This is a genomic window from Paenibacillus terrigena DSM 21567 (genome assembly GCF_000374845.1).
GTDB classification, from domain to species: domain Bacteria; phylum Bacillota; class Bacilli; order Paenibacillales; family Paenibacillaceae; genus Paenibacillus_K; species Paenibacillus_K terrigena.
Map to the genome: position 1 here is coordinate 373,298 of NZ_KB895418.1, position 16,050 is coordinate 389,347.

Annotated in this window: 15 protein-coding genes; 13 read left to right on the forward strand and 2 right to left on the reverse strand. The window is 42.3% G+C overall.

Annotated features, from left to right (window positions below; genetic code table 11):
- The first annotated feature begins 79 nt into the window (after positions 1-79).
- From C558_RS0119965 to C558_RS0120010, 10 genes are all read left to right on the forward strand, one after another.
- Positions 80-754: a response regulator transcription factor gene (locus tag C558_RS0119965; protein ID WP_018758065.1), complete on the forward strand. Its 675-nt coding sequence runs from the start codon at positions 80-82 to the stop codon at positions 752-754.
- A complete protein-coding gene (locus C558_RS0119970; RefSeq protein ID WP_018758066.1) occupies positions 751-2,118 on the forward strand; it encodes a sensor histidine kinase in 1,368 nt (455 codons plus the stop codon). The genes C558_RS0119965 and C558_RS0119970 overlap by 4 nt, the downstream gene beginning before the upstream one ends.
- 179 nt (positions 2,119-2,297) lie before the next feature.
- Positions 2,298-3,269 (forward strand): alpha/beta fold hydrolase, encoded by a 972-nt coding sequence (locus C558_RS0119975; protein WP_018758067.1) that lies wholly within the window; start codon positions 2,298-2,300, stop codon positions 3,267-3,269.
- Positions 3,270-3,453: 184 nt separating this feature from the next.
- On the forward strand, positions 3,454-4,434 hold the full coding sequence (locus C558_RS0119980) for an alpha/beta fold hydrolase (RefSeq protein WP_018758068.1): 981 nt from the start codon (positions 3,454-3,456) through the stop codon (positions 4,432-4,434).
- 246 nt (positions 4,435-4,680) lie between these two features.
- Positions 4,681-5,652, forward strand: a complete 972-nt coding sequence (locus C558_RS0119985) for an alpha/beta hydrolase (RefSeq protein WP_018758069.1) — start codon at positions 4,681-4,683, stop codon at positions 5,650-5,652.
- A 95-nt stretch (positions 5,653-5,747) separates the two neighbouring features.
- Positions 5,748-7,202, forward strand: coding sequence for an alpha/beta hydrolase family protein (locus tag C558_RS0119990; protein WP_018758070.1), 1,455 nt, complete (start codon positions 5,748-5,750; stop codon positions 7,200-7,202).
- 141 nt (positions 7,203-7,343) lie between these two features.
- Entirely contained in the window at positions 7,344-9,467 is a 2,124-nt protein-coding gene (locus tag C558_RS0119995) for a serine hydrolase domain-containing protein (RefSeq protein WP_018758071.1), read from the forward strand.
- 220 nt (positions 9,468-9,687) lie between these two features.
- Positions 9,688-10,248 (forward strand): TetR/AcrR family transcriptional regulator, encoded by a 561-nt coding sequence (locus C558_RS0120000; protein WP_018758072.1) that lies wholly within the window; start codon positions 9,688-9,690, stop codon positions 10,246-10,248.
- A 104-nt stretch (positions 10,249-10,352) separates the two neighbouring features.
- Positions 10,353-11,993, forward strand: coding sequence for an oleate hydratase (locus C558_RS0120005; RefSeq protein ID WP_281167133.1), 1,641 nt, complete (start codon positions 10,353-10,355; stop codon positions 11,991-11,993).
- Between the two features lie 15 nt (positions 11,994-12,008).
- A complete protein-coding gene (locus C558_RS0120010) occupies positions 12,009-12,302 on the forward strand; it encodes a hypothetical protein (protein WP_018758074.1) in 294 nt (97 codons plus the stop codon).
- Between the two features lie 68 nt (positions 12,303-12,370).
- Here the strand turns inward: C558_RS0120010 and C558_RS0120015 are convergent, their stop codons facing one another.
- Positions 12,371-12,970 (reverse strand): cysteine hydrolase family protein, encoded by a 600-nt coding sequence (locus C558_RS0120015; RefSeq protein WP_018758075.1) that lies wholly within the window; start codon positions 12,968-12,970, stop codon positions 12,371-12,373.
- Between the two features lie 124 nt (positions 12,971-13,094).
- Here C558_RS0120015 and C558_RS34310 point away from each other — a divergent pair, with 124 nt between their 5' ends.
- The 3 genes from C558_RS34310 (at position 13,095) to C558_RS0120030 (ending at position 15,706) form a co-directional block, all read left to right on the forward strand.
- Complete coding sequence (locus C558_RS34310) at positions 13,095-13,247, forward strand: hypothetical protein (protein ID WP_018758076.1); 153 nt, start codon at positions 13,095-13,097, stop codon at positions 13,245-13,247.
- 314 nt (positions 13,248-13,561) lie between these two features.
- Positions 13,562-14,203 (forward strand): DUF1232 domain-containing protein, encoded by a 642-nt coding sequence (locus C558_RS0120025; RefSeq protein ID WP_018758077.1) that lies wholly within the window; start codon positions 13,562-13,564, stop codon positions 14,201-14,203.
- Positions 14,204-14,407: 204 nt separating this feature from the next.
- Positions 14,408-15,706, forward strand: a complete 1,299-nt coding sequence (locus C558_RS0120030) for an NRAMP family divalent metal transporter (RefSeq protein ID WP_018758078.1) — start codon at positions 14,408-14,410, stop codon at positions 15,704-15,706.
- Positions 15,707-15,897: 191 nt separating this feature from the next.
- Here C558_RS0120030 and C558_RS33270 read toward each other — a convergent pair.
- Positions 15,898-16,050 (reverse strand): IS3 family transposase (locus C558_RS33270; RefSeq protein ID WP_018755727.1); only part of this gene is annotated, 153 nt, incomplete at its 5' end.

Consider the following 16,050-nt stretch of genomic DNA (forward strand, 5'->3'; position numbering starts at 1 on the left):
AGAATAGGGGTAATTCAAATCCATTTATAGTATAATGATGACTTCAATATGGGATGGGAACAGGGAAAAGAGGGGAAAAATGCCTACTATACTAGTTGCTGACGACGATGCGAACATTCGCGAACTCGTCTGTTTATTTCTACGCAATGACGGATTTACAACGGTCGAAGCCGAAGACGGCAAGGAAGCATTGGCCGTCTACGCCTCAACGCATGTCGATCTTGTCGTGCTCGATATTATGATGCCGATCATGGATGGGTGGACGTTATGCAAGGAACTGCGGAGAGCCAATCCTGATCTTCCGTTACTTATGCTGACTGCGAGAGGTGAGACATGGGAGAAAGTGAAAGGGTTCGATCTTGGGACGGATGATTATTTGACGAAACCATTCGATCCGTTGGAGTTGACCGTTCGTGTTAGGGCATTACTGAAACGATACCGGATTGGCTCCACGCAGACGATCCAGTTCGGCAATGTCACGCTTGATCGACAGACCTATAAGGTGATGAGAGGGACGGAGTCTCTCACGTTGCCGCTCAAGGAGTTCGAATTGCTGTATAAGCTCGCTGGAACACCCGGGCAAGTCTATACGCGTGAGCAGTTGATCGATCAGATTTGGGGGATCGATTACGCAGGCGATGATCGAACGGTAGACGTACATATTAAACGCCTTCGCGAAAGGTTCGCGACGACATCCGATTTCAAGATCGAAACGGTGCGTGGGCTTGGATATCGGCTTGAGGTTTACGAATGATCAAATCCTTATATATACGTGTTGTCCTGACATTTCTAGTCTCGGTCATCGCGGGCACGGTCATTGCTTTTTTTGTGTCAACTTGGATATTCGAAGATAAATTAAACGAAAACGCGCAAATCAACTTACGTAACTTTGGCCAAGACATCGTTCGGATTTACAAGACCCTTCCGTTACGTGAAGCGGACTCGTTCGTAAGTGAAATGAAGCAGCTCGATTCCTATCATATTCGAATTTACGAAGCAACGGGTCAGTTCCAGTCTTACGGTAAACTTAACGGACATAAACCTGCCCCTGTGACGATGGAGCAACTAAAGAAAGTACTCGATGGAGGCGTTGTCCAAGTCACGCCGAATGGGATTGCTTCGGTCCTCTTAGGGTTGCCCTTGAAAACGGAAATGGGAACAAAAGCGATGTTTTTGGAAACACTCGCCCCTCCTTCTTCTTCTTTTGTCGCCAATTGGGCAATGATCTTTGCAACCTGTTCGTTGATTGCAGGAAGCTTGTTGATTCTGGTTGCCTCTATATTCCTGGTCAGACCAATCAAAAAGCTGACAAAAGCAACCAAGCGGATCGCAGCGGGTGACTTCAACGTCAAGTTGAATATTAAGCAGACGAGTGAGTTGGGTACGCTGGCTCGCAGCTTCGAAGAAATGATGCATGATCTACAGCAACTTGAGCAGATGCGCAGGGAATTCGTATCGAATGTATCGCACGAGGTACAATCACCGCTCACCTCGATATCCGGTTATGCACAAGCCCTTAAGCAAGTAAGCCTCTCAGATCACGAACGAAGTCGTTATCTGGACATTATCATCACGGAAGCGCAGCGGATGTCCAAGATGAGCGACAGCCTGCTGAAGCTGAGTTTGCTTGAATCGCAGTCACAGCAATTGCGGCTCGTCACACGCAGTCTTGATGAACAGATCCGACGGGTCATCGTGGCGCTCCAGCCGCAATGGTCTGCCCGCAACATCCGTTTCGAGCTCGATTTGAAGGCTGTGCACCAAACGGCTGATCATGATCTATTAAACCAGGTTTGGACGAATATCATCGGCAATAGCATCAAATTTTCGATGGATGGCGGCATGATTGACGTCAGCATCAAACAAGATACCAAAAACGTGACCGTCCGCGTATCCGATAACGGGATTGGTATTTCGCTTGAGGATCAGAAGCGTATATTTGAGCGGTTTTTCAAGGCCGATCGTTCCCATAGCCGTAAGTATGGCGGCAGCGGTATGGGACTTGCCATCGTTAAACAGATCGTATCACTTCATCAAGGCGACATTCGAGTGGAAAGCGAGCCTGGTCAAGGAACGACGTTCATTGTCACCTTGCCAATCACAACGCCAACAGATTAATTAGATTGCTACGGCTTCATGTGCAAGCTCCCTTGCATGTGAAGCCTTTTGTTTTTTGCCAGTTCATATTCCGTTCATATTGGCGTCATCGAGAGTACATCTTCGTCGTATAAACTTCTTTTAACGGCTTCTTATTCAAGGCAGCCCAATAAAGAGATGAGGGACAGGAGAAAATGAACATGAAACCAAATGAAGAGGTAACGAAAAAAAGAATGCGTAAGCCGCTGCGCATTTTACTCAAAACCCTAGGAGCTATCGCCGCTGCCATCGTGTTCTTTCTAGTCATTGTATTTTTTGTAAATGTGTTCGCCATGAATTCGGAGCAAGGAAAAATAGAGCCCTACGGTCAGCACGTGTCTGTAGACGGGAAAAATATGAATGTGTTAATCCAAGGTGAAGGCGAGGAAACGATCGTACTCCTGCCTGGTTTTGGAACGGCTACACCCGCGCTTGATTTCAAGCTGCTCATTGATCAATTATCGCCATTTTACAAAGTTGTCGCGATTGAGCCTTTCGGCTATGGCTTAAGTGATGAAACAGAAAAAGAACGAACTACAGAGAATATCGTAAGTGAAATTCATGAAGCGCTGCAGCAACTTAATATTAACCGATATATATTCATGGGCCACTCCATTACAGGTATTTACGGCATTGATTATGTGAACAAATATCCAAACGAGGTGACTGCATTTGTCGGAATCGATAGCAGTGTTCCAACCCAACCTGGTATGGATGTCAAATTCCCATTAAAAAAATTAGAATTGCTCAAAAAATCAGGTCTCTTAAGACTGATGATGAATCTGGGTGCTGACCCGTATACAGGACTTGCATTTGATGAAAAAACCGTTGAACAAATGAAAATGATTTCGTTTAAAAATATGAATAATGACACGACCTTGAATGAAATGGATCATATCTCCTCTAATTTCAAAGGGGCTCAAGGCTTAACATTCCCTAAAGACCTTCCACTTCTACTCTTTGTACAATCGGATAATCAAGGTGTAGCAGGATGGATTCCGCTTCATGAAGGGCAGATCAAAGATTCGGTACATGGAAAAGTAATAACGATGGATGGATCCCATTATTTACACCATACCCAATTCAAAGCAATCGCTGAAAACGTGAGAGCATTTATGAAAGAAGCAAAATAAGTCTGATACTGAAAACCGTCCTTTAGGGCGGTTTTTCGCTGTGCATAGGATGACGCCTTTTTTCTTGTTCATACTCGGTTCATATTGTTGTCACGAGGAGTACATCTTCATTCGTTACACTTTCATAGGTAGGCGTCTTGTAGGCTAGCCCAATAAATAGATGTAAGAACAGGAGAAGATGCGAATGATACACCAAACGGAGTTGAAAACGGGGAATAAAACGAAAACCAATAAAGTGCGAAACATAATTCTTAAAATCATCGGAGCCATATTGATAGCGATCGTGCTCTTTCTAGGCATTGTTTATATCGTTAATATTCTATGTAATCAATCGGAGTCAAAAAGATTAGAGCCCTACGGCCAGCACGTTTCTGTAGACGGGAAGAATATGAATGTTCTGATCCAAGGGACAGGCGAAGAAACCGTCGTACTCCTACCTGGTCTTGCAACAGCGGCACCCGCACTGGATTTTAAGCCGCTAATCGAACAGCTATCACCCTTCTACAAAGTTGTCGTTGTTGAGCCTTTTGGCTATGGATTAAGTGATTTAACCGAAAAGGAACGGACCACAGAGAATATTGTTAGTGAAATTCACGATGCCTTACAAGGTCTTAACATTAAACGTTATATTCTCATGGGACACTCCATTTCTGGCGTTTACGGACTCGATTATGTAAACAAATACGAAAACGAGGTCATTGCATTTGTCGGGCTAGATAGCAGTGTTCCAACGCTAACGGAGAAGATTGGATCTTCCCAACTCGAAATGGTTAAATGGCTCAAAAAATCAGGTCTCTCTAGATTGGCTATGAAATTAGGAACGGACACAATAGCGGCACTGCCGTATGATGATGGAACGAAAGAACAAATGAGAATTCTTATGCACAAAAACACGTTTAATGCGAACATCATCAATGAAGTTGAACATATGTATTCTAATTTTAAAGCAGCTGAAAGCATGGCATTCCCAAAAAATCTTCCTATTATTTTCTTTATCCAAGCGAATCATCCCGTAACGGATCGATGGATACCTGAGCATGAAGCACAAGTAAAAAATTCTGTTCATGGAAAAGTGATGCGGTTTGAAGCAGATCATTACATTCATCGTACCAAAGCCAAAGATATCGTAGAGAACTTAAGAGCATTTATGAAAGAAATAAACTAAGTGTACTAGCGAAGGTCTCTCTACGACTTTAATCATATGGATAAGTGATAGATAACCGTCCTAATGGACGGTTTTTTCACTGTTTGAACAGGGTACCCTCCAAGTTAGGGAATCATGTAGCAAGCTGAGTTCATATTCCGTTCATATTGGCGTCATTGAGAGTACATCTTCATCGTATAAGCTTCTTCTAACAGCTTTTTATTCAAATCACCCCAATATAGAGATGAGGGACAGGAGAAAATGAACATGAAACCAATAGAAGAGGTAACGAAAAAAAGGATGCGTAAGCCGCTGCGCATTTTACTTAAGACCTTAGGAGCCATAGCCATAGCCATCGTGCTTTTTCTAGCCATTGTATTTCTCGTGAATGTGTTCGCAACAAAATCGGATCAAGCAAAAATCGTGCCGTACGGCCAACACGTGTCTGTGGACGGAAAGAATATGAATGTGTTGATTCAAGGCGATGGCAAGGAAACGATCGTGCTTCTACCTGGTTATGGGACAGCTGCACCGGCGCTTGATTTTAAGCTGCTCATCGATCAACTCTCTCCCTATTACAAAGTTGTTGCCGTTGAGCCTTTCGGTTATGGATTAAGTGATGGAACGGAAAAAGATCGAACCACAGAGAATATCGTAAGTGAAGTTCATGAAGCGCTACAGCAGCTTAACATTAACCGCTACACGCTCATGGGCCACTCCATTACGGGCATTTACGGTATTAATTATGTGAACAAGTATCCTAACGAGGTGACTGCATTTGTCGGAATTGATAGCAGCGTTCCAACCCAACCGGGTATGGATGTTAAATTCCCATTAAAATTGTTTGCATTTCTTAAACAATCAGGTCTCCAAAGATTGGCAGTCAAATTTGGTGGTGACCCGTATACTGGACTCGCATTTGATGATAGCACCGTGAAACAGATGAAAATGCTATCGAATAGAAACTCGAATACTTCCACGATGTTGAATGAGATGGACCATATATCTTCCAATTTTAAAGGGGCTCAAGGTTTAACCTTCCCGAAAGATCTTCCACTTCTACTCTTTGTACAAGCGAATAATCAAGGGGTAGCCGGCTGGATCCCTCTGCATGAAGGCCAGATCAAGGACTCGGTTCATGGCAAAGTCATCATCATGGAAGGCTCCCATTATTTGCACCACACTAAGTTCAAAGAAATTGCTGAGGACGTTAGAGCTTTTATGGAAGAAGCAAAATAAATATAACGAATGGAAGACCGTCCGAAAGGACGGTTTTCCACAGTTTGTCCCATTCGGCCAGTGTCTGAGTCTATTGATGAAAGAGAGGGATACAAATGAGATTGTTTGAAATACTTTTAGTGCTATCCTGTTTGGCTTTACTACTAGATTTATTGTTTATTAAAAGAAGCGCACAGAAAACAGGAGTAATTTTGAGTATAGGAAGTAGCGTTATATTCGCAGTTCAATTGTTTGTTGAGGGATACAGATGGCAGTTGCTTGTGGTCTATATCCTGACGGCTCTATTCATACTCATCGTTTTATTCAGTCATTCAAGAAAGATGGTAAATCTAAAAATAGGGAAGCTGTTGAAATATAGTTTGTCTTCCATCATCATCATTCTCTTGATTGTATCTACCAGCTTATCTATATACTTGCCTGTCTTTCATTTGCCAAAGCCTGATGGTCCAGAGAAAGTGGGGACTCAAACGTTTCATTTTAAGGATCAGAACAGAGATGAAGTTTTAACGGAAGATCAAAGCGATAAGCGGGAGCTAATGGTTCAAATTTGGTATCCTACTGAAAATAAGAATAACAACAAGCGTGAAGCGCTTTTTCCAAAAGATAAAGAAATGTTCAAAAAATACATTCAGACATACTCTAATTCTTTAAGTCTTCCCGATTTTGTGTTCGATTACTGGAAGTATAGTAGAACCAACTCTTATGAAAATGTAGAAATATTACCTTCTACCAGTCCTTATCCCTTGGTACTGCTATCTCATGGCATGGGATCCAGCAAAGTTCTACATGCATCACAGGCCGAGAATCTGGCCAGTCATGGGTTTATCGTGGTAACAATCGATCATACGTATAGCACCTTTGCTACCATTTTTCCGGATGGCCGTGTAACGGACTATAAAACAAAGATGACAACAATAGATGATCGCAGAAAAATTGGTAATATATGGACACAAGACGTAGAGTTTGTAATCAATCAAATTGAAAAACTAAATTCAGGTGTAATCGAAAGTCAATTTAAAGGGAAAATAGATTTAAATAACATCGGTGTGATGGGGCATTCTTTTGGGGGTGCAACGGCGTTTAATACAACTTATTTAGATCATAGAATCAAGGCCGGGATCAATATGGACGGGTCACTATATGAAGTTGAAAATAGAGATGTTATAAACAAGCCGTTTATGTTCATAAGATCGGGAAGTTTTAAAGACTGGTTAGTAGATTTTAAAAAGGATAAAAATCCGGATAACGAAATAACTAAACAACTCTCAGATGAGCTGCACATTATTAAAAATGTTATCGAACATGGGGGAAATGCGATTTATGTAGAAGGAACCCAACACTTCAATTTCACGGACCTTCAATTCTATTCGGAGTTGATTAAACTGACTGGGATTACAGGAGATATAAATGGTAAAAGAGGATCAAGCATCGTAAATCAATATGTACTCGATTTCTTTAATAAGCAACTGAAAGGAACGGGTGTAAATCTGATTCAGGGTCCGAACGACATGTATCCAGAGGTAAAATTTATAAAGCCGGAAGACCTTTAACCGATCATGTCCAGCATTTTTTAGCCTGTTCATACTCCATTCATATTGTCGTCATTGGGAGTACATCTTCGTCGTATAAGCTATCTGTATTGGCTAGATTAATCTAGCCCGATAAACAGATATGGACAGGAGAAGATGCGAATGGTAGCACAAGAAGATTTGAAAATGAGAGTGGGCAAGAAATTGGCTAAAAAAAGAACTTCAATCGCCGCGTTAACCCTGGTATTAACCATGTTAGCTCCAATGTCTGCGATGGCGGCAACAGCTACGAGTAGCAGTGATCTCACTTTCGATGTAACGAAGAAAAATGTTGCTAAGAAAGCCAAATTACTCACCGGGACGTACGGCACGACGAGCCTGCAATATGCGCTCATTGATGATGGTGAGATTGTGATTTCTGGACAGGCTGGAAAAAACGATCTAAAGGATAGCGTCCCTCTTACTTCAACAACGATCTATGGGATAGGCTCAACCAGCAAAATGATGCTAACAACAGCTGTTATGAAGCTTGTAGACGATGGTAAGGTAGATTTGGATTTGCCCGTTGTGAAATATATACCTGATTTTAAGATGAAAGACGACCGATACAAACAGATTACACCCCGTATGCTGCTGAATCATTCCTCCGGTCTTCTCGGTACCTCGGGGAGAAATGCAACATTGTACGGGGACCATGATACTTTTTCACATGACACTTTTTTAGAGCAATTAGCGACGCAAAGTCTAAAGGCAGATCCTGGTGCGTTCTCGGTCTATTGTAATGATGGTTTTACATTAGCTGAGATACTGGTCGAGCGCGTGAGCGGCATGGGTTTTACCGCATTTATACACAAATATATTACTGAGCCGCTGGACATGACCCATACCAAAACACCACAGGATCTGCTGGATCCAGCGAAAATGGCCGGGATCTATTCGCCTCTGTATGATGGACAACTTCCAAAAGAAAACTATAACATCATTGCTACTGGAGGCATTTACTCCACAGCGGAAGATCTCGCCAAATTATCGCAAATCTTTACAGGACAAGTCGATGGTATTCTTTCTAGTAAATCGGTAAAAGCGATGGCACAAGAAGAATATAAAAGAGGCATGTGGTCAGCAGATAGCGATACGTCTATCTCTTACGGATTAGGGTGGGATAGTGTGAACTTGTTCCCATTCAACGAATACGGCATCAAGGCAGTTACGAAAGGTGGAGATACCACATCGTATCATTCATCATTAGTTGTGCTCCCGGAATACAACATGGCTGCAGCCGTTACCTCATCAGGGGGTTCAAGCGCAACTGATCAATTCATTGCGAGTGAACTGTTGCTCAGCGCTCTTGAGGAAAAGGATATTATTAAAGAACGGAAACCGGAAAAATCGTTTGGCGTGCCTGTAAAGACAGAGATACCGAAGGAAATATCTAAATATGCTGGAATTTATGGTGGTAATAACGTGGTAATGAAGGTAGAAATGAATACTGCTGAACAAATGTCTTTATCCACGCTCACAGCCCCCAATAGTCCTGCTCAACTTTACACATATACGGCAGATGGTACTTTTGTAAACGATGAAGGTACCGAAAAGTTGAAATTCGTTGTGGAGAAGAATGGACGTACCTACTTGTGGTCCCGATCCTATATATCGGTGCCTGGACTCGGACAGTTGGCTTTCTCAGAATATAATGCAGAGAAGCTTGAAGCAAGTGAATTATCCCAGGATATTAACGCCTCATGGGAAAAGCGCGAAGGTAAAAAATATTACCTCATGAGCGAGAAATATACATCAACGGTCTATCTCAATGCTTCACCAATCATTCCTTTTCATAGCTTGAAGGAGGTTCCTGGGTATGTCTCAAATAATAAGATTATTGCAGCAGACAAAGCAGTCAATGGGCTGCAAATCCCTGGTATGGATGGCCGTGACACGATGGAAATCAATTTCTTTACGAAGAACGGGATCGAATATTTTACAGCCGCAGGTAATGTATACGCAAGTGAGGAGCTTGTCAAACCTCTCTATTCCGGTAAAGGTTCTTCGACTACAATCGACGCTGATGGCTATGCCAAATGGTATTCCGTTCCAGCAAGTGCCAAAGGAAAGATCATGACGGTTCAAATGCCTTCAAAAGGTTCCTTTGCTGTTTATGATCAGGCAGGTATTTGCATCAACCACTCCGTAGTCAGCGGTAAGAACGAGGTCGTATTACCTGAGAACGGTAGCATCGTATTTGCAGGTGAAGTTGGCTCCAAATTTGAAATTTCTTTGAAAAAGTAATACGGGCTCGTCTAAGAAGCGGTCTCTGAGGTCATTATTGACCTTAGGGACAGTTCTTTTTTTTGAAGCGAACATAAGACGACGCTTACTGAGGGGCGATCCGTTTAACGCTATAGAGATAAGGTCCTTGTACCACGTGACACGGCGCAGTTATAATCAATGAATGAGCGTTTATTGTCTATTACAATCACTCTCTCTAGCTTGGAAGGAGCTGTGCGACATGTCCGGGATGACCAAAAAAGCTTTATCCTCCACTTTAAAAGCCATGATGGAACGATCGTCACTCGATAAAATTACAGTCAAAGATCTCGTTGCAGACTGTGGCGTGAATCGACAGACGTTTTATTACCATTTTCAAGATATATACGATCTGTTAGGTTGGATCTATAAGACGGAAGCGCTGGATAGTATCGCGAATTATCGTACATACGACACGTGGGAGCAAGGTTTTCTTAAGATATTTCATTATGTACTGGATAACAAGAAATTCTGTATGAGCACCTATCGTTCCATGGGGCGGGAACATCTGGACCTGTTTCTCCACCAAGCGGTATTCGAGCTGCTCATGGGCGTCATTGAGGAAGTTAACACCAATAAGCAGGTGAGGTTGGAGGATAAGAATTTTATCGCGAATTTCTATACCTATGCGTTTATCGGTATTATGTTGGAGTGGATCAGACACGATATGACGGAAGATCCAGAGATGATTATCGATCGATTAAGTGTCCTGATTGAAGGCGATATGGAGAAAGCCATTAAAAAATATGTGAAGAGTTGCTAATTTCCGACGCTAGTTATTCTATCTGATTAGACAATAAGAGGGTTGTGTATAAATTTTATACACAGCCCTTTTGGTGTCTAAGGTAATCGTTCCATAGGTGCAGTATATTGGACTCACAGACAAATACAATTGAACATATGGAGGTTACATCGATGAAAAAAGAATTTGGAAACAGACAAGTTTACTTTGTTGGTGGCGGTCTAGCATCTCTCGCGGGTGCAACTTATCTTATACGTGATTGTGACTTTCCAGGAGAAAATATTCATATTTTAGAAGGCATGCACATTCTCGGAGGAAGTAATGACGGCGCCGGTGACAAAATGCAAGGTTTCGTATGCCGCGGCGGTCGGATGTTGAACGAAGAAACCTACGAGAATACATGGGAACTGCTATCATCCATTCCTTCCATGGAGCAAGAAGGTGTGTCCGTATGCGATGAGATTCTAGCTTTTGACCACGCGCATCCCACACATGCGAATGCTCGATTAATTAACAAAGACGGTGAGGTACTGGATGTGATGTCGATGGGCTTTAATACGGCTGATCGATTAGCACTTGGGCGATTGATGATCACACCGGAGGAGAAGTTGGACAATTTGCGAATCTGCGATTGGTTTGCAGACACACCCCATTTCTTCGAAACGAACTTCTGGTATATGTGGCAGACGACATTTGCCTTTCAGAAGTGGTCCAGCTTGTTTGAATTCCGACGCTATATGAATCGTATGATGTTCGAATTCTCTCGGATTCAGACACTTGAAGGGGTTACGCGTACGCCTTATAACCAATATGACTCCATTATTCTGCCGATCAAAACCTACCTGGATGGGTATGGTGTTGATTTCAGCTTGAAATATACCGTAACAGATCTTGATTTTGCGGAAGGCGACGGGATTACCGTCACAGCGATCCATTATGAGCAAGATGGCAAATCAGGCGTGATTCAACTTGAAAAGGACGATCTGTGTATCGTGACCAATGGCTGCATGACCGATAATGCAACGTTAGGTGATTTGAACACACCTGCCACAATGGTGTACGAGAATCCGATGTCAGGCAACCTGTGGGCGAAGATCGCAGCGAAGAAAGAGGGACTTGGGAATCCAACGCCATTCTTCGGTAATCCGGAGGAGACGAATTGGGAGTCCTTCACCGTGACTTGCAAAGGCGATAAGCTGCTGAAGATGATTGAGAAATATTCCCGTAATAAACCGGGCAGCGGTGCGCTTATGACATTCAAAGATTCGAATTGGCTGATGTCCATCGTTGTTGCGGCGCAGCCTCACTTCAAAAACCAACCAGCAGATAAGACAATATTCTGGGGATATGGCTTGTACACAGACAAAGAAGGTAATTATGTGAAGAAGCCAATGCGGGATTGTACTGGTAAAGAGATGCTCATTGAACTACTTCACCATCTGCATATGGAAGAAGATATGGAAGAGATCATGGATAGCGTTGTGAATGTCATTCCATGCATGATGCCTTACATTGTATCGCAATTCCAGCCTCGTGCCATGAGCGATCGTCCAAAAGTGGTACCAGATGGATCGACGAACTTGGGTCTGATTAGTCAGTTCGTTGAAATTCCTGAAGATATGGTATTTACGGAAGAATATTCGATTCGTGCAGCGAGAATTGCCGTCTATACCTTGATGGGATTGAATAAGAAGGTCTGTCCGGTAACACCTCACATGTATGACGTTCGCACCTTGTTGAAAGCTTTGAATACCTCATACCGATAAAGGAGGAAGGACGCGATGAATGGAACATATAACATAACGATGCAAACCCCCATGGGGTTGGAAAAAGGAACAATTACTTTTATGCAGGATGGTGACGCGCTTAGCGGCTCATTGAACATCCTAAGAGGCAGTAACGCTTTTTCGGGTGGACATATTGAGGGAGATGCGTTCGAATTCTCAGGGGAAATCAAGAAGTTAATTACCAAGATTCCTTATACGGCAAAAGGATTGATTGAAGGAAATCACTTGACGGCTGTAGCGGATACGAAATACGGCAAGCTCTCGATCAAGGGAAATCGAGCCGAGTAAGAACATTTAAATAAGGAATATCCATTCTCATAACCAAAGGGCATTCGCTGATTATCGCGAATGCCCTTTTACTGGCAAAAAGTTATCAAATCCATCTTCGTTAGGGTTGCTCGGTTACGTGTACCAGGACTATTGAGCATATGCCATGCCGTATATTGTTCGGCATATGGATTAACAGCTGACATGCCGTCTACAGGAACAACAACATCAAATCCACGGAATGCAGCGCTCGTGGCGGTGTGGAGGACTGCGCCATTTGCAGCATAACCAGTAATGATTACGGTTTGTATACCATGCTCTTGTAAAACTTTTTCTAAATCGGTGCCGTAGAACTTATCAACATTCGATTTAACAACAGGGTCATATGGCGAGGGGCTTAGCTGCGGGGCAATATCTGAGACAGTTCCTGTATGTGTAAGACTATAGACAACAAACATGTTATGTTCACGTGCTTGCGCCAATAGATTGTTAATCTTAGGGATCGAAGCTATACAGCGATAATTATTGCATATTGAATTCTCCATATCTAAGATGAGGAGCGCACTCGTACGTGGGTCAATACAGATTGCTTTTAACTCGGGTGCAGGCGGGGCGATGACGGTACTCCATTCGTCAATGATGGTACAATCCGAGCGCCAATTACCACAAATGGGGCAACGATATCTCATAATAGCCCTCCTTTATCTTTCATTCCTAACAGCCTATGTCGCACATAAAAAAAGGTGAAATGGAAATCAGAAGACACTTTTAAGGGAATGCTAAAAGATATAGTGGATAAGGAGGCTAATTATCATGAAAATGATCATAACCCAAGCGGAAGCAGTGGAAAAAGGGATCTGGCCTGAAGTGATGAAAATGTTCGGCTTGGATAATGAGGATGAGATATGGCCGAGCGAGGAATATATTTTGACGGAAGAACAGGCCCGGAAGCTCCATTTAAAGTAGGAGGAGGGAACGGGGGTAAAGACAACAACCGACCCATTATATGGTCGGTTGTTGTTACAATCTTAGTGCTGTTGTTGGAAATCAAGAATATAATCATATATAGGCAGCCAGTGAATTCTAGCGCCCGTTTCTGGTTCAATATAGATTCCCTTCTCAAATACCCAAAGGTCCGTGCATGTCGTTGAGGATAATGTTGAGAAATTTGTAACATGATTCGCAATCGTATGTTAATTATTTAACCAGACACAAAAACCACACATATATTGATCATGAATCGATCTTCATTTCGCAAAGGAAAGGGGCGCTCGATTTATATGGATTCCAATCTTGGAATATTACTCAAATCAATGTTAAAGAAACATTCACTCTCGATGCGAAAGCTAAGTGCACGAACAGGAATCGATACGGCAACGATTTCTCGTATTGTGAACGGCAAACAACCCGCTAAATTGAGCCACTTAAAGCAATTTGCAGAGCATTTACACATTCCATTAGAGAAATTAGTTGAAGCTACTTTTATTGATGGCAATGAACCAAGCAGAGAACCACTCTCAGATATTCATCACTCCGTAAATACGATTCAGGAAGTCTTAGCCTCATCCTATTTATTAGATCAAAAATATACGACTGAACGTGTTCAACAGGAATTAGAGAAGTATGAGCAGTATGCACAAACCGCTGAAGGAAATCAGATGATCCATGATGATTTTCGTACGAAAGTAGAACAAGTCAACGGTACAGGACCTTTTATAGAACAATTGAAACAGATGTTCGAGAAATATTGCCATGAAGATACTTCCGAACACGAGCGTGCTGTTCTTGGCAGCGGACTCCTTTATTTTATATCATCGGTTGACATCATTCCGGATTATTTATTTCCTTTAGGTTATTTAGATGATGCTATTGCTGTACAACTTGTTTTGCAGCGTCTATCTCAAAATAATCATCCTGCCTAGTAATTTTTCATACAAATGCTCCAACAAAACCATAAGGTAAGGTTAATTTTGATAATTAACCTCACCTTATGGTTTATTTTTATGGAATATTTTCAACATATCACAACGATTTACTCAATAAGTTTGAGTTTTGTTGAACATTTCTCAACAGGAAGGAATACATTGCAAAATAGCTAAAAATATTGCTTAGGATGTGAGATGGGAATGAATCAAGTACAGTCAGAGGGAAGTTCAAAATTTAAGGAAATGATTTCAAATCGTAAGTTGGGAAAACGAAGATTCATATGGGTATTTTGGGCACTTTTAGGCCCTGGTTTGCTTGCAGCCATTGCGAATAATGATGCTGGCGGGGTCATTTCTTATGCCGTCACGGGGGCACAGTTCGGGATTGGCCTTTTTGTTCCATTAGTCATATGCCTTGCACCACTCGCATTTACGATCCAAGAAATGAGCATGCGGCTTGGTGCTGTAACGCAAGAAGGATTTTCAAGGCTGGCTTTGCGGCGTTACGGTCGATTCTGGGGATATTATCATATCTCGACGCTTGCTTTCGAGAATTTGTTGACATTGATAACCGAATTCATCGGGATGACAGCAGGACTTGTGCTATTAGGTCTCCCTCTGTGGCTAAGTTCCATCTTATGTTTATTGCTTGTCGTTGCATTTGTCCTCTTTACCGGATATTGGACGAAAGAAAGGATTGCATTATTTGTAGGTGCATTAAACATCATTTTTTTAGTGGTAGCAGCGATGACTCATCCAAGTATTGCTGATATAGGTCATGCCTTTGCGTCTTGGAATATTCCTGTCGATATGAAAGACGGTATGATATGGTTCGTAATCGCCACGATTGGTAATGCGGTCGCTCCATGGATGATATTTTTTCAGGGCAGCGGCACGATTGATAAAGGAATAACCGCACAGGAACTGCGTTTTAGCAGAGTTGACACGGCATTAGGTTCCATCATCCAGGTTATCATTGCAGCAGGGATAATTATTTGTGGGGCAGCACTTTTTGGGCATGTACAGAATATTGGCGATGCAGGTCCGTCTGAAATGATTGGGGCGCTTAACGATGTTGTAGGGCGATGGCCAGCTATTCTCTTTGGACTTGGGTTATTCAATGCAGGTTTCCTTGCTTCTATTACTGTCTCTTTATCATCTTCTTGGAGCATTGCAGAATTGTTTGGCTGGTCTAAAAGTCTCAATGATAAAATAACGGAAGCGCCAAAGTTCTATGCAGTTTATATTGGCAGCCTAGTTATTGCTGCTGTAGCGATTTTAATACCAGATTTGCCGCTTAATTTAATATCCATTATTACTCAAGTCATTGGTGGGATCCTGATGCTGCCGTTGCTTATCTTTATGGTTCTGATGACAAGTGACAGAGAATTGATGGGGGAATATAGGACGAAACTGTTCGGAAAAATATCAGGGTGGACGATGGTCACGCTGCTCATTGGGTTGACTGTAGCAACCTTTTGGCAGACTTTCTTCTCATGAAAATGAGGGCTGTCCACCTATTACTTTCCTTTTTGGGCTGAGGATGCAAAATCGGATGTCGTCATTTTCGCTAATAGGTTGCTTACGAATTAATTGTTTCCATGTAGAAGAACAAAATAATATCGATCAATCCATAAAAGTCTGCGTAATTGGTCTTACCCCCGTCAAGTAGACAGTGAAAAAAAGTCAGATTATGCAACGGCCGTTTCCCGGTACTCAACCGGGGGACGGTTATTTAGTTTTTTCTGAAATCTGTTGTGGTTGTAAAACTCTATGTATTCTTCAATCGCTGTGTAAAGCGAGTCAGCTGTTTTGGGGCGAGTAAGATAGATCTTTTCTGTCTT

Bases quoted from the DNA above. Each gene is read 5' to 3' on its own strand.
- C558_RS0119965 (WP_018758065.1), top strand. From the start codon at position 80: ATGCCTACTATACTAGTTGCTGACGACGATGCGAACATTCGCGAACTC.
- C558_RS0119970 (WP_018758066.1), top strand. From the start codon at position 751: ATGATCAAATCCTTATATATACGTGTTGTCCTGACATTTCTAGTCTCG.
- C558_RS0119975 (WP_018758067.1), top strand. From the start codon at position 2,298: ATGAAACCAAATGAAGAGGTAACGAAAAAAAGAATGCGTAAGCCGCTG.
- C558_RS0119980 (WP_018758068.1), top strand. From the start codon at position 3,454: ATGATACACCAAACGGAGTTGAAAACGGGGAATAAAACGAAAACCAAT.
- C558_RS0119985 (WP_018758069.1), top strand. From the start codon at position 4,681: ATGAAACCAATAGAAGAGGTAACGAAAAAAAGGATGCGTAAGCCGCTG.
- C558_RS0119990 (WP_018758070.1), top strand. From the start codon at position 5,748: ATGAGATTGTTTGAAATACTTTTAGTGCTATCCTGTTTGGCTTTACTA.
- C558_RS0119995 (WP_018758071.1), top strand. From the start codon at position 7,344: ATGGTAGCACAAGAAGATTTGAAAATGAGAGTGGGCAAGAAATTGGCT.
- C558_RS0120000 (WP_018758072.1), top strand. From the start codon at position 9,688: ATGTCCGGGATGACCAAAAAAGCTTTATCCTCCACTTTAAAAGCCATG.
- C558_RS0120010 (WP_018758074.1), top strand. From the start codon at position 12,009: ATGAATGGAACATATAACATAACGATGCAAACCCCCATGGGGTTGGAA.
- C558_RS0120015 (WP_018758075.1), bottom strand. From the start codon at position 12,970: ATGAGATATCGTTGCCCCATTTGTGGTAATTGGCGCTCGGATTGTACC.
- C558_RS34310 (WP_018758076.1), top strand. From the start codon at position 13,095: ATGAAAATGATCATAACCCAAGCGGAAGCAGTGGAAAAAGGGATCTGG.
- C558_RS0120025 (WP_018758077.1), top strand. From the start codon at position 13,562: ATGGATTCCAATCTTGGAATATTACTCAAATCAATGTTAAAGAAACAT.
- C558_RS0120030 (WP_018758078.1), top strand. From the start codon at position 14,408: ATGAATCAAGTACAGTCAGAGGGAAGTTCAAAATTTAAGGAAATGATT.